The sequence below is a fragment of the Candidatus Eremiobacteraceae bacterium genome, assembly GCA_035295225.1.
Classification (GTDB): Bacteria; Vulcanimicrobiota; Vulcanimicrobiia; order Eremiobacterales; family Eremiobacteraceae; genus JABCYQ01.
Window position 1 is genome coordinate 25,678 of the sequence record DATGJI010000051.1, and the last position, 21,532, is coordinate 47,209.

Annotated in this window: 18 protein-coding genes, 1 tRNA gene and 1 pseudogene; 7 read left to right on the forward strand and 13 right to left on the reverse strand. The window is 63.3% G+C overall.

Features of this window, described 5'->3' with window-relative positions; genetic code table 11:
* Positions 1-12: 12 nt before the first annotated feature.
* From VKT51_08245 to VKT51_08255, 3 genes are all read right to left on the reverse strand, one after another.
* Entirely contained in the window at positions 13-660 is a 648-nt protein-coding gene (locus tag VKT51_08245) for a DedA family protein (protein HLJ84144.1), read from the reverse strand.
* A gap of 2 nt (positions 661-662) precedes the next feature.
* A complete protein-coding gene (locus tag VKT51_08250) occupies positions 663-1,088 on the reverse strand; it encodes a Clp protease N-terminal domain-containing protein (GenBank protein HLJ84145.1) in 426 nt (141 codons plus the stop codon).
* A tRNA-Pro gene (locus VKT51_08255) sits at positions 1,088-1,162 on the reverse strand. The genes VKT51_08250 and VKT51_08255 overlap by 1 nt, the downstream gene beginning before the upstream one ends.
* 59 nt (positions 1,163-1,221) lie before the next feature.
* Here VKT51_08255 and VKT51_08260 point away from each other — a divergent pair.
* Both VKT51_08260 and VKT51_08265 read left to right on the forward strand, forming a co-directional pair.
* Positions 1,222-1,971 carry a TrkA family potassium uptake protein gene (locus VKT51_08260; protein ID HLJ84146.1) on the forward strand — a complete coding sequence of 250 codons (750 nt, stop codon included), beginning with the start codon at positions 1,222-1,224 and terminating at the stop codon, positions 1,969-1,971.
* Positions 1,972-2,631, forward strand: a complete 660-nt coding sequence (locus VKT51_08265; GenBank protein HLJ84147.1) for a TrkA family potassium uptake protein — start codon at positions 1,972-1,974, stop codon at positions 2,629-2,631. It abuts the gene before it with no gap.
* A 124-nt stretch (positions 2,632-2,755) separates the two neighbouring features.
* Here VKT51_08265 and VKT51_08270 read toward each other — a convergent pair whose 3' ends face one another.
* From VKT51_08270 to mutL, 6 genes and pseudogenes are all read right to left on the reverse strand, one after another.
* Entirely contained in the window at positions 2,756-5,362 is a 2,607-nt protein-coding gene (locus VKT51_08270; protein HLJ84148.1) for a zinc-dependent metalloprotease, read from the reverse strand.
* Between the two features lie 94 nt (positions 5,363-5,456).
* Positions 5,457-6,707, reverse strand: coding sequence for a radical SAM protein (locus VKT51_08275; protein ID HLJ84149.1), 1,251 nt, complete (start codon positions 6,705-6,707; stop codon positions 5,457-5,459).
* Positions 6,704-7,594 (reverse strand): diaminopimelate epimerase, encoded by an 891-nt coding sequence (gene dapF, locus VKT51_08280; GenBank protein ID HLJ84150.1) that lies wholly within the window; start codon positions 7,592-7,594, stop codon positions 6,704-6,706. Before dapF ends, VKT51_08275 begins: the two co-directional genes overlap by 4 nt.
* Before the next feature lie 117 nt (positions 7,595-7,711).
* Positions 7,712-7,909: pseudogene (gene hfq / locus VKT51_08285) on the reverse strand (RNA chaperone Hfq).
* Positions 7,910-7,922: 13 nt separating this feature from the next.
* Entirely contained in the window at positions 7,923-8,855 is a 933-nt protein-coding gene (gene miaA / locus VKT51_08290) for a tRNA (adenosine(37)-N6)-dimethylallyltransferase MiaA (GenBank protein HLJ84151.1), read from the reverse strand.
* Positions 8,852-10,570, reverse strand: coding sequence for a DNA mismatch repair endonuclease MutL (gene mutL / locus VKT51_08295; GenBank protein ID HLJ84152.1), 1,719 nt, complete (start codon positions 10,568-10,570; stop codon positions 8,852-8,854). Before mutL ends, miaA begins: the two co-directional genes overlap by 4 nt.
* Positions 10,571-10,824: 254 nt before the next feature.
* Between mutL and VKT51_08300 the strand changes: the two genes are divergently transcribed.
* Genes VKT51_08300 through VKT51_08310 form a run of 3 tightly spaced genes read left to right on the forward strand, consistent with a single transcriptional unit; the run spans position 10,825 to position 12,911 of the window.
* Entirely contained in the window at positions 10,825-11,238 is a 414-nt protein-coding gene (locus VKT51_08300; GenBank protein HLJ84153.1) for a GntR family transcriptional regulator, read from the forward strand.
* A gap of 4 nt (positions 11,239-11,242) precedes the next feature.
* Positions 11,243-12,166, forward strand: coding sequence for an ABC transporter ATP-binding protein (locus tag VKT51_08305; protein ID HLJ84154.1), 924 nt, complete (start codon positions 11,243-11,245; stop codon positions 12,164-12,166).
* A gap of 1 nt (position 12,167) precedes the next feature.
* The gene (locus VKT51_08310) at positions 12,168-12,911 is read left to right on the forward strand and encodes a hypothetical protein (protein ID HLJ84155.1); all 744 of its coding nucleotides are present in this window, start codon (positions 12,168-12,170) and stop codon (positions 12,909-12,911) included.
* Positions 12,912-13,139: 228 nt separating this feature from the next.
* On the opposite strand, the gene VKT51_08315 is transcribed toward VKT51_08310, so the two are convergent.
* From VKT51_08315 to VKT51_08330, 4 genes are read right to left on the reverse strand one after another with little or no spacing between them, the layout of a single operon-like run.
* Positions 13,140-14,672, reverse strand: a complete 1,533-nt coding sequence (locus VKT51_08315) for a sensor domain-containing diguanylate cyclase (protein HLJ84156.1) — start codon at positions 14,670-14,672, stop codon at positions 13,140-13,142.
* A gap of 50 nt (positions 14,673-14,722) precedes the next feature.
* Positions 14,723-17,224, reverse strand: a complete 2,502-nt coding sequence (gene mutS / locus VKT51_08320; GenBank protein HLJ84157.1) for a DNA mismatch repair protein MutS — start codon at positions 17,222-17,224, stop codon at positions 14,723-14,725.
* The gene (miaB, locus tag VKT51_08325; GenBank protein ID HLJ84158.1) at positions 17,221-18,543 is read right to left on the reverse strand and encodes a tRNA (N6-isopentenyl adenosine(37)-C2)-methylthiotransferase MiaB; all 1,323 of its coding nucleotides are present in this window, start codon (positions 18,541-18,543) and stop codon (positions 17,221-17,223) included. Before miaB ends, mutS begins: the two co-directional genes overlap by 4 nt.
* A gap of 58 nt (positions 18,544-18,601) precedes the next feature.
* Positions 18,602-19,447, reverse strand: a complete 846-nt coding sequence (locus VKT51_08330) for a PEGA domain-containing protein (GenBank protein HLJ84159.1) — start codon at positions 19,445-19,447, stop codon at positions 18,602-18,604.
* Between the two features lie 94 nt (positions 19,448-19,541).
* Between VKT51_08330 and der the strand changes: the two genes are divergently transcribed.
* Both der and plsY read left to right on the forward strand, forming a co-directional pair.
* A complete protein-coding gene (der, locus tag VKT51_08335) occupies positions 19,542-20,930 on the forward strand; it encodes a ribosome biogenesis GTPase Der (GenBank protein ID HLJ84160.1) in 1,389 nt (462 codons plus the stop codon).
* On the forward strand, positions 20,927-21,526 hold the full coding sequence (plsY, locus tag VKT51_08340) for a glycerol-3-phosphate 1-O-acyltransferase PlsY (protein HLJ84161.1): 600 nt from the start codon (positions 20,927-20,929) through the stop codon (positions 21,524-21,526). The genes der and plsY overlap by 4 nt, the downstream gene beginning before the upstream one ends.
* The last annotated feature ends 6 nt before the right edge of the window (positions 21,527-21,532 follow it).

Below are 21,532 nucleotides of genomic sequence, written 5' to 3' on the forward strand. Positions count from 1 at the left end.
GCGATGCTTGCCCTAGGGATTGGTCGGGTCGGTTTGTTTGGCGGCCGCGCGCTGCGCGCCCGATCGCAAGTGCGACCAGATCCAGAAACCGATCGCCGCGACGATGACCAGGATCAAGAGCAGCGCAAATCTGTGGAAGAGACCGGTGAGGGCGTACCAATGGCGGCCAAGCGCGAGGCCGACGTAGGCAAACCCCGTGCACCAGATCGTCGCGCCGATCAGCGTGAAACCGATGAAGCGCCAGAACGGCATGCGCACGACGCCTGCCGGCAACGACGCGACAGCGCGCACCGCGGGCAGGAGCTTGCAGAGCAATACCGCTCGCGACCCGAATCGAACGATCCAATTGTGGGCGTGCTCGAGCTCGCGCTCGCGGATGAAGATCAGCCGGCCGAACCGCATGACAAGCGGCCGGCCGCCATAGTATCCGATCCCGTACGCGATAGCGGCACCGATCGTGTCTCCGGCTGTCCCCGCGATGATGACTCCCGGCAGCAAGAGCTCGCGCGTGTAGGCGAGATAACCGCCGAACGACATCATGACTTCGCTCGGAAGCGGCACGCCGATCGCCTGCAGCATCATGCCGATCGCGATGCCGCCGTATCCGAGATGCCGGATGAGATCGAGCACCCACGCCGTGACGATCTGAAAAAGATGCATGATCAGCGCGCAGGTAGGGTTGCGCGAAGGCCGGCGAGCACGCGCGCGGCAACGCCGCCGCCATCTTCTACGATCGCGTCGATGATGTCACGGGGCTGCACGGCCTGCGGACCGCCGCTGCGAGCGCAGGCGGCGGCGAGCACTCGTTGGACGCGCGGCGTGATGAGAACGCCATCCCACGGATGGTCGGCTGGATCACCCATGGCGGCGAAAAGCGCGCGCTTCACATCGTAGCGGTCGAGATGGGCATCGTGAAAAAATGCCGCGATATCCGGTGTCGGATCGATCGTCATAGCGAGCAGGATGTGCTCGGTTCCAAGAAAGTAGTGGTTCGCGTTGCGACATTCTTGTTCGGCGAGCTTTATGACGGCGCGCGCTGCAGAACCATAGTGCGAGAACATCGGCGACCCTATTACGACGATCGGCATCGGGGCGACAGGATTTGAACCTGCGGACCTCTCGGTCCCGAACCGAGCGCTCTACCAAGCTGAGCTACGCCCCGACCGGTGCCGACCGGCAATCGTTCGTTCGTGCGTTCATCGCCTCCTTGCCCGGCAGCGTATGGTGCGGGGAAACACGCGCGTTACCCAGAACATTCCGGCCCGCAGCAAGGCTTATCATTTCCATCTCGGAGTCGTGCACTTCATGCGCTATCTCATCGTCGGTTGCGGCCGCGTCGGATCCACTCTCGCAAAACGTTTAGCGCGAGCGGGCCACTCAGTTTCGGTCGTAGACGAAAGTTCGGCCGCCTTCCGCCGTCTCGGCCGCGATTTTCCCGGCAGTCTCGTGCTTGGCACGGGCATCGATGTGGATGTGCTCAAGCGAGCCGGCGCCGATCGGGCCGACGGTTTCGCCGCCGTGACGCAAGGCGACAACCGCAATATCATGGCTGCGTTGATCGCGCAGCAGCATTTCAAGATCAAGCACGTCGTGGCGCGCATCTACGACCCGGAGCGATCGTCCATGTATCGCGATTTCGGGATCGCAACGATCTGCCCCACCACCGTCGGCGCGCGCCTCATGGCGGATGCACTCGAGGAGCATAACTTCCGCGTATTGCCGTACGAACGGCCCGATGTCGAGATCATCGAGTTCGTGGTGGGCGAAAGCGCGCGCACCAAACTCGTGTCCGAGCTCACGATCGAGGGCAAGACGCAGGTCTGCGTCGTGGTGCGCCGCGACGGAGCATCGCGAATTCCCACGCCGGAAATGCGGCTTGAGGCCGGCGATCGCATCGTGGCGTCCGTTCAGCCAGAATTCCTGGACGAATATCGCAAGACCATCGAGGCCACATTGGCCAAGGCAGGTTAAGTGTTCATCATCGTCGTCGGCGGCGGCAAGCTCGGCACATATCTCGCCAAAGCTTTGCTCGAACAGCAGCATGAAGTCATCGTCATCGAGAAAGACGAGCGTAAAGCCGAGCGCCTTTCCCAGTTCTTGGAACGCGAAATCGCGCACGTGGGCGACGGCTGTGATCCGCTCGTCCTCGAAGAAGCCGGGGTCATGCGCGCCGACGTCGTCATCGCGGACACCGGCGACGACGAAGACAACCTCGTCATCTGCCTCGTCACCAAGCGCAAGTTCCACAAACCGCGCACGATCGCGCGTATCAACAATCCGAAGAACAAGCAGATCTTTGAGGAACTGGGTATCGATTCGGTCGTGAGCGGTACCGAAGTCGTCATGAAGATCGTCCAACAGGAAGTGAACGTCAAGGATATCTCCCCGCTCATGACGTTCAAAGGCGGTAACCTCGAGCTCGTGCAGCTCTCGATTCCGTCCACCTCGCCCGCGAGCCATCGCCGTCTCGCGCAACTTCAGTTGCCGAAGCATGCCGTGATCGTCGCACTCGAACGAGCGGGCGACCTCCTCGTTCCCGACGGCGACACAGAGGTCAACGCCGGGGACACGATGCTCATCGTCACGCAACCCGGCGCTGCGCCCGAACTCAAAGCGCAACTCGTAGGCTAAATCTGTTGAAGGGGCCGACGCCAGCCGGCCCACGTTGTTTGTTGAAGGGGCCGACGCCAGTCGGCCCACGTTAAAAAAAAGAGGGCCGACCGGCGTCGGCCCCTTCCGTTTGATTGTCTACCGGCTAACGCGCGGGCATCACTACCTGCGCGTTAAGCGCCTGCGCGACGCGCGTCTGCATGAACTGCAGGTGCGCGAGCGTCTCTTCATCGATGGACTTCGACATCTGCACCTGCCGGAGCGCGGATTGGAGCTGCACGAGCTTCGCGCGCGCGAGCGCCTGCGCGCCCGATGGCGTTCCGGGTTGCGGCGCGATCGCCATCCGTATCAGCATTCCCGCATACGCCTCTTGGAGATTGCGTCGAATCGCTGACAAGCCGGAGATGCTTCCGCCCGACAGATCGCCGAACACGCTGCGCTGCGCCCAGTCGAACAGATCGCTCGTGCTCATCGTCTGTCCGCGCTGCCCGGTGAGCGAGAGCGCGTCGAGCCGCTGCAACACGGCGGGTTGGAACGCCTGACCCAGCACGTTGAGCTGCCACGCGCCGACAACATCGATGACCGGCACGTCATGGCGCGGCGGTGGATTGTATGCCCAAGCGGCACCGTTCCACGGCGACCATTCGGCGTAGGTCATGGTGTTCAACAATCTCGGCGAGAACTGCCAAGCACTGTCCGAGAAAAGGTACTTGTCCAGCACGCCCCACGCACGAAGTTCTTCCGATCGGGGCACAGGGGTCAACGGCACGGTGCTGCCAGGATCGCCGGCATGCGCGCGCGACAGGTACTGCCCCGCAACGAAGTGGTCTGCCATCCGGACGTCATAGCCATAGCCCCCGAAGACGTCGGTGAATGAGTCTAGAGAGCGCTGATACGACTCGCCGCCGCCGGGCATGCGCCGGTCAAGCGTGTGCAGCAATGATTGCGACAAATCCATCTGCGACGATAGCCATCCCAGCGTGTTGTTCGACAAGTCAAATTGGTTGACGCGCGGATCGACCGCATGACCGCTGGGCCAGGACACATCTTCGTCGGATGCAAAGCGGTACATCGGATCAGACCACTTCGTAGCCCACGAGCGAAGGGTAGTCAGTTCGGCTTGCGGCGTCGTTGCGTTCGGTATCGCGGCGTATCCGTAATGAATCGCATAATAGTCGTACGGTCCGAGGACGATCTGCCAGTACTGGCCTTGCGGCGTGCCGTTCGGCCAGATGTTCATCGGCGCGTATTCCATCACCGACGTCGCGATGCCGTATCGCGAGGTGAACGCCTTGCTCTGCAGCTGCTTCGCGGTGTAAGCTTCCGATCCGATGAAGTTGTGCTGCAGGCCCATATCGTGCCCGGACTCGTGCAGCGCTATGTTCTTCAAGAAGTCGTAGTCGAATTGGTTTTGCGAATACGACGCGCTGCGGCCCAGTAGGTTGAGAGCGACGCTGCCGAAGGCGGCGTGATCGCGCATCGCCTCGCCATACGCGGATTCCGTCGACCCAAAGCCTCGCGAAGCGCTCGATGCCGCCGGCGCGACGAGATCGCGCCATTGGATGTGATTGAAGTACATGAGATCGGCGTCGAAGAGCACGCCCGTGTGAAACTCTTCGCCGGTGCGCGGGTCGATCATCAACTGCGCTTCGGCGAATCCGCCGCCGTTGGACTCGGTCAGCCAGCGCAGCATGTTGTTGCGCACGTCGTCGGGATCAAACGTCGGATCGTTCGGCTGATCTTTGACTTGGATAGCGTTGAGGATGCCGACTTTCGCAAACGCCTTGTTCCACTCCATGATCCCGTCGCGCAGCGCCGGTCGGTACATGTCCGGAACGGCGTTGCTCAAGTAGAACACCATGGGGTTCGTGGCCACGGACGGCCGCGTTGGATCCTGCGGCTTGAAGTTCCAGCGGATGATGTAGTGGAGCTGCCGGCTGTCGACATGATCGGAGCTGAAATCGAGCACCACGTTCGAGAAATAGCCGACGCGATCGTCGGCGATGCGCGGCATGTATCCGTCGTTCGGCGGCGCGACGAGGTTGTAGTCGATGCGGAACGAGATGCTCCGCGGATCCGGCACGTTGTCCACCACGTCGGGGACGTCGGTCACCCAATTCTGTCGGACTTCCAGCAGCACGTTCTGCGGAAACGCTTTGGTCGGGCCGAAACTCGCGGTATCGGTATCCAGCCGATACGAATTCTCCGGCGTCGTCCCCAGCGAGTTCTTCAGCGAATCGCTCAGGTCGATCACGTCGCCGAGGAACGCATCGGCGGAAATCACGATGTCGCCGGTCTTGTCGTCTTCCGCCGCGATTTTCGCGACGCCGACGTTGGAGTCTGCGGTGGTCAGGTCGATCGCTCGCGCATTTGGACTCCCCGCCGGAGCCATGAAGTTCGTGTTGGGCCACGTGATGAACACTTTGTCATCCGTCCGCGAGAAGCGGATCAGCCGAGCGGGAGCGTAGTCGAACGCGCCCGGATAGATGCCGAAGCCGCCGAGGCCGTTCACCGGCACGGCGCTCTGGATGAAATCCGTGTCCAATTGATCTTTGCGCAGCTCGAGGTAGACTTTGCCATCCTTGCGCCAGACGGTGAACAAGCCCGGCTGGCCTTGTGCGCCGTCGATAAACTTTGCATACGGCGTCGGCCCGCTATCCGAACCATCTGCGGCGGCGTCCGCCCGCGCGGCTGCAACATTGCCGGCGATCAGGAATACGGCAAGAGCCGACATCAAAATCCGCTTGATCATTGGTGTTCCGTCCTCATAAGTGCGAGCCGGCAGTCGCATACGACGCCGGCAACTACATTATTAAGCGACGATTATGGCCGGGCTCGCGTTTTCCCTATCCGAAGCCGCGCGTGAAATTTCCGGTGCGGACACCTGGAAATTCTCGGGTGAGCCAATCGAACCAGGCGCGCATGCCGATGGTCGCGTGCGGCGGTCGTCCGACCGCAGCGAAATAGGTTTCAGGGTCGACGTTCAGTGTTCTAGTCTGCACCATGTCGATCGGAAACTTAAGAAGTATTTCACCAAATGAGCGCATCTCGCTCTCGGCGTCGGTGATACCCGGATGCGTGAGCAGATTCAGCGATATCGCCGCGCCTGCGTCGCTCGCCACCTGTAGGCTCGCAAGCACGTGTCCGAAGTCGTATCCGCGCGGACGGTAGTATGCAGCGTACACATCAGGCCGGCATGAGTTCAGGCTGACGCGGATCGAGCGGACGCCCGCATCTACAATGCGCGCAAGCGCGCTAGGCGAACTCGCATTCGTGTTGCAGTGTATCACGCCCGCCGACGTCCTCTTGCGAATGGCCGCCACAGCGGCGGCGATGCGCGGTGCGGCGAGCAGCGGTTCTCCCTCGCAGCCTTGACCGAACGAGACCATGGATCCGCCGCCGTCCAGATGGGCTACCGCGAGATCTACTATCTCGTGCTCGGTCGGCAACGCACGGACGCGCTCTTGCGCGCTCACAATACCCGCTCCCGGCTCCTGTTCGGAAATGCAGCCGATACAGCGCGCGTTGCAAGCAGGCGATACCGGTATGGCTGCTTCGCCCGCCCGAAGGAACATGTTCTGCGCCGTATAGCAACCATATTCTGTCGCGCAGCGGGTCAATTGCCGCAGCAGCAGACCGGCGCCGAACTCAGACGTCCGCGCCGCTATGCCGGCCCGAACGGCATTGGGCTCGTGCGAACGGGCAGACCATGTTTCGAGCGCGTCGGTGTGCTTCGCGGCAACGACGATCGTGGCGCCGTCCCAAGCCGCAGCCGCGTAGCCATAGAGAGGAAGGGTCGGTGCGCCGGCCCGGCGTTCGAACGCCGGGAGAAGCGTTCTCGTATATCCGAGCGGCAACGCCACGGCAACTGCGTCCGCGATCTCGCCCGCCGCGTCGGGTAAGACGGTCCGCGCGCCGCGGTCGTAGCAGATCGCATCACGCCCGGGAAGCGTGAGCAGGAGCGTCCCCGGAGGCATCGGGATAAAATCTTCTTCCGTCGCCAGTCGCTCGCGCCCGTCGTCCACCGCCGCAGTGAGATCGGGAAAATCCAGCACGGCGCCATCCCGACGAGCGAAGAGCGGAGCGGGCGCGGTCACGCCTTTTCCGCGACGAGCATCGCCTTGAATTCGTCGTCGCCCACCGCGACTTCAGCGCGGAAGACGATTTCGGCGGGCCCTGTCATCACGACGTTGGCGGTCGGCGCCGGCCACGCTATCGTCAATGCGCCGCCTCGCATGCGCACGTCGAGCGGCGATTGCGCTCGACCAGTCACGATCGAAGCGACGGCCGCCGCGCATGCACCGGACCCGCATGCATTCGTTTCCCCGACGCCGCGCTCGAAGACGCGCAGCGACATCGCGCCGTGTTCCACACGAGCCACTTCGTAGTTCGCGCCATTCGGGAAGAGATCGAGCCGTTCCATGGCCGCGGCGTGCGCCGCGAGATCGACTCGCTCCGGCGGCTCGTCGACGAACGTCACGCAATGCGGGTTCCCCATCGAGAGCGCCGTCACTCGCTTCGGCCCGACCGCGGTTTCGACCGTCACATCGAGCGCGCGGTCGTCTGCATTTCCGCGCATCGGGATCTCGCGGCGCAGCAGGCGCGGTGCGCCCATGTCGACCGCCACAGCCGATACGCCTTCGATGTCAACGACTTCTAGCGTGACAGGGCCGCCTTTGGTCTGCGCGGTCAGCCGCGTGGGAAGGCTCGCGCGGTCGAGCGCCAAGTAGCGCGCGATGCAGCGCAGCCCGTTGCCGCACATCTCCGCTTCGCTTCCATCGGCGTTGAAGATGCGCATCGCGAAATCCGCTCCGGGCAGCGTGGGCGTTTCCACGACGAGAAGCCCGTCCGCTCCGATATCATGCCGGCGTCTGCACCACTTGCGCGCGAGCGCAGCGTAGGGCAGACGATCGCCCGACGGATTCTCGAGCACGATGAAGTCGTTGCCCGTCCCTTGCGCTTTGGTGACGGCAAACGTGCGCATTTCGGTTTTGCCTGGTTAGTGAGGGGCCGCGCTCGTGGCTGGTTCGGCAGGCGGCACGGCCTCAGCCGAGCGCGCCGGCGGTCCGCCGACGTCTGCGCCGCTGAACGTGACGGCGCCCTGTGGCGAAACGGTGGAAACAGCGTGTTTATAGACGAGGTGCGGCTTGTTATCGTATTCGAGAATGATCGTGAAATTGTCGAACCCGCGAACGTGACCGCGCAACTGGAACCCGTTGCGCAAGTAGATCGTCACGAGCGCGTTCTCTCTCTTTATCGCGAGCAAGTACGCGTCTTGCAGCGGGAGATTCGATTTCAAAGCCGGGTACAATTCACGCCGTTCGGCGCAATTCCCTTGCCGCCGCGGCCGCGGCACGCGCAGCGTCCGCGACGTCGTCGGCGTCGATCACGCGCGCACCGTGCACGCGACGAAACCACGTCGCCTGGCGCGATGCGTACTGCGATGTCCGCTGGACGACGCGCGCGAAAAGTTCAGGCGCTGTCGCGATGCCGTCAGCGTATGCCAACGCTTCGGCGAAACCGATGCCGGTCAGCGCGGGCGCAGCAGGCCAGCGCGCGCGCACGGCGACCGCTTCGGCGACGAGTCCTGCGGCGAGCATCGCTTGGACTCGCGCACGGATGCGGTGCCGGATTTCATCGCGAGAGACGCAGAGCACGATGACCTCAAGCCGAATGTCGTCAGCACTCGGTCGAATCGGATCATCGGCGCGCTTCTGTGCTGCGAGCGCCGCCTCGAGCGCTCGCAGCGTCCGATAGCGATCGTTACCGCCGACGCGTTCTGCCGCGCTCGGATCGATCGCCCGCAACCAATCGAGGAGCACATCGTGCGGATGGAGTCGCGATTCCGCGCGAACTCGAGCGCGAACGGCCTCATCGCCTATCGGGCGATCCATGGGCATCGACCCGTTGAGCGCTTCTATATATAATCCGGTGCCGCCCACGAGGATCGGCAATTTGCCCCGACGTGCGATCGAACGGATGGCTGCGCCTGCATCGGCGACGAACCGGCCCGCGCTGTATCGCTCGTCAGGCGGTATGATGCCGTAGAGGTGATGCGGTACGCTGCGCATCGCCTGTTCGGACGGCCATCCCGTGCCGACGCGCATGCCGGCATAGATCTGGCGAGAATCGGCGTTGACGATCTCGCCGTCCGCCGCTTCTGCAGCGATGAGAGCGCATTCGGATTTTCCCGCCGAGGTTGGACCGCAGATGCAAAGCGCCGCGATCCGCTCGGCATCCGTCACGCTCGTTTGAATGCCTTTGCAAGAGTGGCGACGTCGAGCCGCATCGTCGTCGGTCTGCCGTGCGGGCACGTGTGCGGCTCGCGACAGGCGCGCAGCCGCTCCCAGAGCACGGCTTGTTCCTGGAGCGCAAGCGGTTCGTGGGCACGCACGACGGAGTGGCACGCGATGGACGCGTAGAGTTTGAGCCGGCGATCGCCGCCGTCTCGTCCGCCTGCTTCATCGGCGAGGTCGTCCAGAACGCCGGCGAGGTCGAAACGACGATGCGCCAATCCGGCAGGCAGCGCGGATATGCGGTAAGCGTCGTCACCGAACGATTCGACGAAGACGCCGGCGGCTGTCAGTTCGTCGTGGTGTTCGTGCAGCGCTGCGGCTCGATCGGGCGAGAGCTCGACGACGGCCGGGAAAAGCATCGGCGCAGTAGGATCGGGCACAGCGGCGCCGGCGACGAGCGCTTCATATGCGATGCGTTCGTGCGCCGCGTGTTGGTCGATGAGGATAAGGCTCGCACCGTCGCTCGCGGCGATGTACGTGTTGTCGATCTGACCGAACACGCGCATTGCTTCACGTCCGGCGAACGGTAACGCGGCGTCTGGCGCAGCCTCGTCGGGAAAAGCGTCTTTAGATGCGCCGCGGACGCCTGCGTGCTCTTGCACCTCGTCGTCGTCGATGCCCAGCGCCGAGAGTATCGGCATCGGCGCCGCCCGTTCGGGGTTCGTTCGCCGCATGGTCCGGGCGACAGCGCGGCGCACCGCGTCGAATACCGCTTTCCCGAACCGGAACCGCACGTCGATTTTCGTGGGATGCACGTTGACATCGACGTCTTCCGGCGGCACGTCGATGCGGACGACGCCGTACGGATATCTCCCGCCCATGCCGAACGTACCGGCGCCCGCGAGCCACGCTGAACCAAGCGCGCTTGACCTGACCAGGCGGCCGTTCACGAAGAAGACTTGCTGATTTCTGGTAGGACGATCGTGGCCTGGCGTGCTGACGAAGCCGCTCACTTTTTCTCGAGCGACTCCGGCATCTTCGTCGACTGCGGCTAGCGCACCGCGTGACTCGCGACCAAAGACATTCTCGAGACGATCCACTGCGCGCGCCGTCGCCGGAAGCACCCAGACCTCGCGATCGTCGTTGCGCAGCACGAACGTCACCGCCGGCCAGCCTAAGCTCAACTGCGACAGAAATGCGCTGATGCGGGCGAATTCTGCGCGCGCGCTCTTCAGAAACTCTCGCCGCGCCGGCACAAGCGCGAAGAGGTCGTGAACCACGACCTTCGTGCCGGGCGACGCCGCGGCCGCGGCAGGACTGGAGATCGCCGTCGCGTCGGCGGTGACGCGCGCGCCGACATCGGCGTCCGACCGCCGCGATGTGATCTCAAGCCTGCCGGCTGCCGCGATGCTCGCGAGTCCTTCCCCGCGAAAACCAAGGGTGCGTATCGCGAAGAGGTCGTCGCGGCGCTGCAGTTTGCTCGTCGCGTGACGAGTGACCGCAAGCGCAAGCTCGTCGCTTGCGATACCGGTGCCGTCGTCGAGTACTGCGATGCTCTCGCTGCCGCCGCCCGTGATCTCGACGATGATGGTTTTGGCCCCGGCATCCAGACTGTTTTCAACCAACTCCTTCACGACCGAAACGGGTCGCTCTATGACCTCGCCCGCTGCGATCTGGCCGATGGTAGCCTCATCCAGGACTCTGATGGTGCGCGTGATCTGCATTTGCACGTACGTTGGCAAAGGGGGCGCAATAATTCCTTTATACGGGACAAATTGGGCTTGCACCGAGCAACACTTATGGTATTATACTAGTAACTTAGTACGACAGCACATTGGTGCGTCGGTTGAAGGAGGCCCATCATGATCCGCATCTACACGAACGAGCGCCGCGACGCCGAGACACCCGTCAACACGATCTTCGGCCAGCCTATCGGCGGCGGATTCTTCGCCGGGTGGGGCCCGAAGCTGTAATCGCCATGACCGCGATCTTCACGATCGACCATCACAGTGGTGTGCCGATCTACCTACAGATCATGGATCAGATAAAGCGCTCGATCGCGCTGCGCATGCTGGTCCCGGGCGAGCAGTTGCCGACCGTCAAACAACTGGCGACGACGCTGATCGTGAATCCGAACACCGTCGCTCGCTCCTATCGAGAACTCGAGCGTGACGGCGTCATCGAGACGAGTCCAGGCAGAGGATCGTTCGTGCGCGGCGACGGCACGCAAGTGCTTGCCAACCGCGCGGTGCACGACGTCGCATCTTCTGCATTGGACGGAGCGATGCGCGAAGTCCGCTCGGTTGGTCTTTCTCGGACCGACGCCGCTGAACTCATCTCGAAGGCACTCGACCGATGGTACCCGCCCAACGGCGAACTGGAGGCATCGTAGTCTAATGACGACTCAACTTGCGATAGCCGTGCGCGGCATGACCAAACGCTTCGGCGAGACGACCGCACTCGACAATTTTTCAATCGATGTGCCAGTCGGGTCGATCTTCGGCGTGCTCGGAACCAATGGAGCCGGCAAGACGACCGCCTTCAAATGCATGCTGGGATTAGCGCGCGCCGATTCGGGAACCACCGAGTTCGAAGGTGCACCCCTCACGCCTGCGCTGTTCGAACGCATGAGCTACGTTCCGGAACGCCCGGAGCTGTACGGCGATCTTCGCCTGTCCGATCACCTCGAACTGACGCGCAGATCGTTCAAACGCTACGATGCGGCGAGAGCGGCGCACCTCATCTCCTTGTTCAGCCTCGATCCACGAAAGCGCGTCGGCAAACTCTCGAAAGGCCAGCAATCGGCGGTCGCTCTCACGCTTGCGCTCGCCACGCGGCCGGAATATCTCGTGCTCGATGAGCCTGCGAGTGGGCTCGACCCGGTCAATCAGCGCAACGTGCTCGACCTGCTCATCGGCGAGGCTGCCGGCGGAGCGACGATCGTCTTCTCATCGCACCAGATCGGACAAGTCGAACGCGCGGCAGACCGCGTCGCGATCATCCATCGCGGCATCAAAGTCTTGGACGGCGAAGTCGACCGGCTGAAGACCGACGAGAAAGTCGTCGAAGCCACATTCGACGATGATGCCCCAAGCGTCAATGGTCTGGCGTCGGACGCTTCGGTGCGTCGCATTGTCCGCGCCGGCCGCCTGCTGCGGGCATTTGTTCGCGGCGACAGCACTTCGGTCGCAAACCGGATCTCCGCGCTGCAGCCGAAAAGCCTGCGCGTGCTCGATCAAAATCTCGAGGATATCTTCTTGAACGCCGTGGCAGCGGGCGACGGTGAATCGGTCGCTCGCGCGACCGCGTTGGAGGGCTGACATGTATTACGTCGAGTTTCTGCGCGCGCGCAAAGTCATCTACTGGACCGCCGGATGGTTGGCGCTGGCGTTCGCTCTCGCGCTATGGGCGCGACTGGAAAGCGGTCCGGGGCATCATCCGCATACCCCCCTGCCGATCGAAGCGTTCATGGGCGGCGGCGCACTAGTCGCGAGCATCATCGCCACGATCCTCGGTTGCGCGCTCTCGCACGAGAACAACGGGCACCTCGCGCTTGCGTGGACGAAGCCGGCGTCGCGAGTTCAACTCGCGGTGCAGATGTCGCTCGTGGATATCGGTGCGATCTACGTGGCCTTCGCGCTGGGCCTCGTCTTTGGCTTCGGTCTCATTGAGATCTTCGGCTTTGGCGGATACGTGGTGACCGACTCGCAAACCTTAGACTTCTTTTTGCGCTCGCTTCTCTCGCCGCTGGCTTGGTATGGGCTCACTCGGGCCGCGACGGCTAGTATGCGCGGCCGCGCCGGCGCAGTGGCCGCTACCCTTTGGATCGTCGGCAGCGTCGTCGTCGGTCTGGATCAGAGCCACCTCCTCAGCGGTATATTCGGATTCATCGTATCGGCTCTCGACAAGATCAACCCAATGTATTACTTCCAGCTGACCTACAACGATCAGGGGCAGAACAAGACGATGGTCCAGAGCATGGTGTTAGGTCTTTCCGGACTCGTCGCCCTCGCGGTTGTGGGCTATGCTGCGGCGCTCGCCCAGTGGCGCCGTCTGGAGGCATGACCGTGGAGCACCTTGGCTTTCACTTCGTCGTCACGATCGGATCCTATCGCCTGCGCTGGGGCATAAGCCTGGACGAACCAAGCAGCTCGTAGTCCTGAAGGGGCCGACGCGAGTCGGCCCCAGCGAACATGACGCGGGCCGACTGACGTCGGCCCCTTCAGACAACGTGACGTGGGCCGACTGACGTCGGCCCCTTCAGACAACACGCCCCTTCAGACGACGGCAAAATCAAAAAGGTTTGCGGAGTTCCGGTTCGCGCGCGACGAATTGCGTCGGGCTCGCGATCTGAACGTTGTTGCGGCCCCCATTTTTTGCCGCGTAGAGCGCTTTGTCGGCGGCGGCGACGAGGGCCGCTTTCTGACTGACGTCTTGCGGATAACCCGCCACGCCGATGGAGATCGTGACACTAGCCGCATTCCCGTCGAGCGTAAACGTCGTCTCCTCGATCGCCTGGCGTATTCGGCCGGCGACGATCGCTGCTTCCGCCTTGATGGTCTCCGGCATCACGATCGTGAACTCGTCGCCGCCGTAGCGGCAACAGATGTCGGCCCTGCGCGCGTGCTGGCGCAGCACGTCGCCGAGCTGCCGCAGCAGTTCATCGCCTTGCGGGTGGCCGTACGTGTCGTTGATCCGTTTGAAATAATCCACATCGAGTATCAGCAGCGAGAGAGATTGTCTTGCGGTCTGCGCCTTGCGGAATTCCGCTTCGAGGCGCTCCTGATACGCTCTGTTGGTCAGGAGGCCCGTCATCGAATCGGTCTCGGCGAGCTCGAGCGTCTTTTCGTGCAGGCGCGCGTTTTGGATGCCGACCGATGCAAGCTTGATCAGACGGTCGACGAGCCGCTGCTGTTCGAACGTATACTCGTTGGGGCGAAGCGCGACGAACGCGACGCAGCCGATCGTCTGTCCTTCGCTTACGATGGGGACCGCCATGAAGCCGTGTGCGGCTTTCGGCTTGGGAACGAGCGCTTCGCGCGGCTCTTTCTGCAGGTCCGGCACGATGATCGGCCGCTGCTCCATCGCAGCGTGACCGACGACGCCCTCGCCGAAATGCAGCGTCGCGCCTCGATAGAAATCGCCGTTTGCGCCGGCCAGCGCTTCGGCGCGCAATAGATCCTCTTTGGCAACCGGGTCGTATGCCGCGATGTACACCACGACCGTCTGCCATGGGACGGATTCCTGGAACTGCTTCAGCATGTTCACGAGCTGCGAGAGCACTTCGGGGAGCGCAAGCTTCGTGCCCATATCCGAACCCGCTTCGAGCACGCGATTGATCGCGCGCATCTGGCGTTCTGCCTTTCGCACGGAATGTAGGCCGAAGGCAGCGCCGGCGTACGCGGTGCTCGCGAACAGCAGGTTGAGCCCAACGATCTGAACGAGATCGGAATTCACGTGGGCAAGTCCGTCGGCCAGACCGTATGCGAGCGCTGAGGCGAGAAGCACGGTGACAGCTGCACCGAGCGGAAGCGCCGCTGCATCCAACGCGACGACCACGATCAACAGACTGAATCCGGAGTACCACCCGACGACGGAGACGGCAGCGATGTCGAGCAGGGCGACGATCCAGAGGCGCGGCGCGGGGAGACCGGAGGACGATTCAGCCGGCGCTTCGCGCAGCGGCACCGCGATCAGCGCGGTGACCACGCAGTAGGCCACAAGACCCGCCACCACGCGCAGATCCAACGGCGAGATGATCGGCAAGACCACAGCCTGGACGACTGCAAGAATGCGAACGGCCGCAACGACCATCGAATATGTCAAAGCCCGCGGGCTCGTCTGCGCGCGCAACCCCAATGCCGGTCGATCCGCCTTTAGTCAATGGTCAGACGCAGCTGATCCTCGCCGCCGGCGCGGTCGCGTGACCTCATTCCGCGGGCTGCCGAGTGGGCTGGTCTGCTCTCTATTTCATCGGCCAATTCGCGTGCCCGTTGCACGACTTCTTGCGGCAGTCCGGCCATGTGAGCCACCGCAATGCCATACGATCGGCTGCTTGCTCCGTGGCGCACGCGATGCGAAAACACGGGACCGTCTGCCCCTTCTGCGACCACGACATGCAAGTTTTCGACCGATGGCCACTGCTCGGCCAAACCGACCAGCTCGTGAAAGTGTGTCGCAAATAACACCATCGGCAGCGCGGAGCCGAGGGCCAAAAGGTACTCACCGATGGCTTGCGCGATGGCAAGGCCGTCGGTCGTGCCCGTTCCCCGGCCGACTTCATCGATCAGCAGCAGACTGCGCGGCGTGCAGCGGCGCAAGATGACCGCCATTTCGGACATCTCGACGTAGAACGTCGAGCGCCCCGCGGCTATGTCATCGCCCGCACCGATGCGCGTGAACAAGCGATCGACGATGCCGAGCCGCGCGCTCGTCGCAGGCACGAACGAACCGGCTTGCGCCAGGATCGCGATCAATGCGTTCTGCCGCAGGTAGGTCGATTTGCCTCCCATGTTCGGACCGGTGATGAACAAGAACCGCTTCTCGCGGTCCATCCTGCAATCGTTAGGAACGAAATCCACCCCGCCGATCGCATCCACGATCGGATGACGGCCGCCCTCTATTTCAAAGACGCTCTCGTCTACGATGTCTGGTCTGACGTAACGGCGCTCGCCCGCGACTTGCGCGAACGAGCAGTAGAAATCCAATTCGGCGACGGCGCGCGCGGCGTCGAGGAGCGCGTCGGCTCGCCGCTCGATCTCGGCGAGTTGCTGCTCGAAGATCTCGCGCTCGAGTGCGACCTGCTTTGATCTTGCGCCCAGGATATCTGCCTCGAGAACCTTCAGCTCCGGATCCGTGAATCGCTCGGCGTTCACGAGGCTCTGGCGGCGGATGAAGTGACCCGGCGCCTTCTCGGCATTTGCGCGCGAGATCTCGTAATAGTAGCCGAACGCTTGCGTGTGCTTGACCTTGAGCGACTTGATGCCGGTCGACGTCCTCACGCGCTCCTCAAGCTCGAGGATGAGTTCTCGACTGCGTGTGCGCAGCTCGACCATCTCGGAGAGCATCGCTGAGTACGATGGTCTGATCACGCCGCCATCTGCCAGCGTCGGCGCCACGTCTTCGAGCATGGCGGCATCGAGTTGATCCGCGGCGGCGGCGGGTGCGCCGCCGGCCGCGATCGCATCGGCAAATGCGCGGACGCCGGGGTCGGCCGCTTCGCGTATCGCCGACGCGAGGTCGCCGATCGCGCGCAACCCTGCCCGCAGAGCGCTCGCATCGCGCGGGCCTGCGCGGCGCGCCCGCACCTTCTGGATCAATCGCTCGATGTCGCCGATGCGGCCGAGATCGTGTTGCAGCGCGATCCGGTAGCCGACCGTCGCCACGAGCGCGCTCACGAGCTCGTGGCGTCTGCGGATCTCGGCAGGATCGGTCGACGGTGCGCACAAGCGGCGCGCAAGCAGACGCGTCCCCATCGGCGTCTTCGTGCGCGAGAGGACCGACAGCAACGACGCGTTCGCGTTCTCTCCGGAAGATGCCACGAGATCCAGATGGCGACGCGTTGCGGGATCGAGAACCATCAAGTGCGTCGCGGCGACGGCCTTTTCGGCGGCGACGCGAGCGATTGCGCTTCCGTCAAGGCGAAGATGGGTCAGATAGCCGCTGAGGAGGTCAAGGGCAGATGATGCAGCCGGACGCTCCTCGCGCGCGAGCGCATCGAGTCGCCAGCGGCCGGCGGGGCGCGAGCCCGCATCGAGCTCGACTTCGTCGGCGAAGATCGCGATGCGGCATTCGGGCCCGACCAGCGACGCGATTTCGCGCGCTTCGATCTCGTCCGACACGACGACTTCGGACGGTGCGATCCGACCCAATTCGGCGGCCACCGCGTCGTCGTCCGCAAGGACGCTAAGACTCGCGGACCATGTCGAAACGTCGGCGGTCGCGATCGCGGTCATGTCGTGCGAGCGCATGACCGCGCACAAATTGTTCTCTCGTTCCGGTGTCAAGAAGGCGTCTTCGAGCACCGTGCCCGGCGTCAAGACGCGCACGATCTCGCGGCGGACTAAGGTCTTGCCATCCGGCGCCTCCATTTGGTCGGCGACCGCAACCACGCGGCGCATGCGGATGAGCCTCCGCAGGTAGGTATCAACGCTGTGGTGCGGCACGCCGGCCATCGCGACGCGGCCGGCCTTGCCGGCTTCCTTCGACGTGCAGATGATGTGCAGTGAACGCGCGAGATCTTCAGCGTCGGCGCCGTACGCCTCGTAGAAGTCGCCCACGCGCATGAGAAGGAGCGCTTCCGGATACTGCGCTTTCAGGCCCGCGTATTGCGCGATGAGAGGCGACCCGAGATGTTCGCCCAACGAATCGACGATCAAACGGCCGTGCCTGCTAGACCCCATTGAAAGGCTTGATCGACCGATACATCGACAAACGCGCGATGTTCGGTCGCCGGATCGCGCGGCCAGATGACCGTGGCGTTATGACCCGACTTGCCCGCCATGCGCGCCGGATCTTTCTTTGACGGTCCCTGGGTCAGCACGCGGACGGTCTCGCCGATGAACGATTCGTTGAAGCGCCGCATGACCTCGTTCTGCGCCGCGTTGAGCACTTGCAGCCGCCGGATCTTTTCAGCGGGGTCCACCTGGGGCGACATCGTCGCCGCCGGCGTTCCCGCGCGCGGCGAATACGCGAAAATGAACGCGTACTCGAACGTTCCCAGCTCGACGAGTTTGAGTGTCGCGAGAAAATCGTCTTCGGTCTCCGTCGGATAGCCGACGATCAGATCGGTGGTCAACGCCCAACGCGGAAGGCGTTCGCGGAAATATGCGACTTTTTCGCGGTATTCGTCGATCGTGTAGAGTCGCGCCATCGCCTTCAAGACGCTGTCGCTCGCGCTTTGCAGGGGCAGGTGCAGGCGCGGCGAGACGTTCGGCAGCTCCGTTAGCGCATCGACGACTTCGGGGCCGAAATCTTTTGGATGCGACGTCAAGAACGTCAAGCGCTCGAGACCTTCGATGCGGCCGATGCGGCGGAGCAAGTTCGCAAACGTGAGACCGGTCTGCGCGTGAAAATACGAGTTGACGTTCTGGCCGAGCAGGGTGATCTCTTTAGCCCCGCAGCGGATCTCGCGCCGGACTTGCGCTTCGATTTCATCGGGGTCGAGGCTCTCGAGCGGGCCCCGCGTATACGGCACGATGCAGTACGTGCAGAATTTTTCGCATCCGCGGGTGATATTCACGAGCGCGCGCAGGTGTGAGAACTGCGCCGGACCGTCGTGCCCAGGATCGTCTTCGGGAGACGGCATCGTGAACTCGGTCTCAGGCGGAGCCAGATCGGTCGGCACGCCCCAGTCGGCGAGAAGCTGCTTGAAGCGATTGTACTCGCGCGGCCCGAGCAGCGCGTCGATGAACGGCGCCTTGTCGCGCATCACGCTGCGGTCCTTTTCGGCCAAGCAGCCGGCCACGAGCACCTTGGTCTCCGGCTTGCTGTCCTTAAAGGGTTTGAGTTGCCCAAGTCTGCCGTACACCCGCGTCTCCGCCTTTTCTCGGATCGCGCACGTGTTCAAGATGATGATGTCCGCGAGAGCAGGATCGTCCGTGAACGTGCAGCCCATAGACCACGCCTGATGCGCAAGTCCGTTGGAATCCGCTGTGTTCATCTGACAGCCGAACGTCTGGAGATAGATAGATGCCATTGCCTGCCTACTCTACAGCCGAAAGTTCCGACTTGGAGACGCTCCCTTATTTCTCTCTTTACGGTTTTGCCGCGCTGATGCGCTGCAAAAGGGAGAGCGGTAGATAGATCTTTCCGGCGACGAGAGCCGCAGCGATCGGCAGGCTGCCGGCTTTCCCGTTCATCACATAGTCGCGTGAGCCGATCGTGCACTGCAATTCGAGCCGGTGCGCGTGGATGTCGACCGCGTTGCCCGATACGACGACGCTTGCATCTGGAACATACGATGCGAGGGGAGCCAGAACGTCATCGGCTTGAGCCGTCTCGGTCGAGCCGCTCGCGGGCGCTGCAACGGATATGACGCTTGCGGTATCGGGAAAGACTTCGACGACGCGCGTGACGCGTCCGGTCTGTTTTCCGACGACCGTGACGATATGGAAACCGCTCTTCAACTCTTTCCGTTCGAGGGGTAACGTGCCGGCACTCGCACCGTCGATGTAGACGGCATCGCCTGACGTTCCACGGACGTCCAACGTGCCGGGCGAACCCGCGGCACCGTTCGAGGCGGAGGCGATGTGCGAGAGCACGAGGCTGACGGTCGCCGCCTGGCCGACGCTGACGTCGAAGCTCGCGGTCGCAACGTTCCAGCCGGATCGCGAGACGGTCAGAGCGTGGCGCCCCGGCAGCAGGTCGTCGACGAATGCAGGCGTGCGACCGAGGTAGGAACCATCGAGCCACACTTCCGCGCCGGCGGGCAGCGTCGTGATGTACGCGCCGCCATGCGGGGGCAGAGTAGCCGACGGCGAGGGACTTGTCGGCGTTGCCGATTGCACGTCCGCTTCGCCGGACAACGGAGACGCGACGAATGCGGCGCCGATCAATATCGCCGCCATGCACCGCGAATACGCGACCAAAAACATTCGCATGTGCGCTTTTTCGCAACTTCAATCGGCGCGCCCTGGGCAAATGCGGCTCGTGAGCCGAGGCCGCCGCAGCCTCGTTGTCGAATGAGGTCTAGCCGTGACGTCATCTCCGATCGTCGCCCTCGTCGGGCGTCCAAACGTGGGTAAGTCCGCGCTGTTCAATCGTCTGCTCGGTCGCCGCCTCGCAATCGTCGAGGCGACACCCGGCGTGACTCGCGATCGGCTCTACGCTCCTATCGAGTGGCTCGGCCGCCGGTTCACGGTCGTGGACACCGGCGGCATCGAGACGGGCAGCGTCGATGATCTCATGGCGCAAACCCGCGCCCAGGCGGAGCTCGCGATCCGCGAGGCCGACGTCGTTCTCTTCGTCGTCGACGCGCAGGCCGGGGTCCAAGCTGGCGACGACGACGTCGCTGGGCTGCTTCGGCCGCAGGGCGAAAAGGTTATCCTGGTCGCCAACAAGGTCGAATCGCCGAATTCCGCCGCCAATATCTACGAATTCTGCGCGCTCGGCTTTGATGTGCCGATGCCGGTCTCGGCCGTCCACGGGCTGCAGAGCGGAGATCTGCTCGACGCGATCGTCGCAAAACTGCCGCCGGAAAAAGTAGCGCCGGACGACGACGATGGAATCGTGCGGCTCGCGATCATCGGTCAGCCGAACGTCGGGAAGTCGTCGCTCGTCAACGCGCTGCTTGGGCAACAACGCGCGATCGTCTCCGAATTGCCCGGCACGACGCGCGACGCGACAGATACCGAGGTCGAGCACGAAGGCCGGCGCTTCACGATCATCGACACCGCCGGAATCCGGCGTCACGTGAACCAAGGTCCTGCGCTCGACTACTACAGCAGTCTGCGCGCCGTCGCTGCTATCGGACGCTGCGATGTCGCGCTGCTGCTCATCGATGCGCAAGTCGGCGTCACGGCGCAAGATCGGCGCATCGCGGGCCTCGCGACCGAAGAAGGCAAGGCGTTTGCTATCTTGGTCAACAAGTGGGATCTCGTCGATGCCGCCGCGTTCGATCGGGCTGAAGTCGAAAAGGCGCTGCGCGCCGAGTTTTCCTTCGCGCCGTATGCAGCCGTGCTCTTCGGGTCTGCGCTCACGAAGAAGGGCGTCCATAAAGTCTGGGATGCCATCGCGTCCTGCGCCGACGAGCGGCGCAAGCGCGTGGCCACCGCGCGTTTGAATCACGTGGTGCGCGACGCGTTTCGAACGCATCCGCCGGCCCCGTTCAAAGGCAACGCGCTGAAATGCTACTACGTCACCCAAGCGGGCACGTCACCGCCCAAGTTCGTCTTCTTCGTCAACGATCCGCGCTTGCTGCACTTCTCCTATTCGCGCTACCTTGAGAACTCGATCCGCGAGGCGTTTGGTTTCGCGGGGACGCCCGTGATACTCGACTTCCGGCCGCGCGTGCAGCAGGACGAGACCACGCACGAGGAACTGATCTTGGAGCGCGATACCGGCAAAGCAAAGGAAGCGCGATGACGATCGAAGCCATCGCGGCGCTTGTCTGCGCGTACTTGATCGGATCGATCCCGTTCGGCATCCTCGTTGGCCGCGGTCTGTTCGGGGTGGATCCGCGCGGCGTCGGCAGCGGCAATATCGGCACCGTGAATTCGCTGCGTGCGCTCGGCAAGTTCGGCGGCGTTCTCGTTCTCGTCGGCGACGTCTTCAAGGGCGTCGTGCCCACGATGCTGGCGCGTTACTACTTGCACTTCGACCCGTGGCTCGTCGCCGCCGTGGGCCTCGCGACGATCGCCGGGCACAACTGGTCTGTGTTCCTGCGCTTCGGGGGTGGAAAAGGCGTGGCCACGAGCTTAGGGGTGATCGTGGTGCTAGCTTGGCAGGCGGCGGCCGCTTTTGCTGTCGCATGGCTCGTCACGGTGCTGCTCACGCGTTATGCGTCGTTGTCATCGATGGTCGCGAGCGCGGCCGTCGTCGTCGCATTCGCAGCTGTGCACTCGCCTGCGGCGTACACTGCTTTCGGCGTCATAGCGCTCGTGTTCGTCCTTTGGCGGCACGCCTCGAACATACAGCGCTTGTTCGCCGGCACCGAACTCAAACTTGGTCGCAACCAATGACGGGCG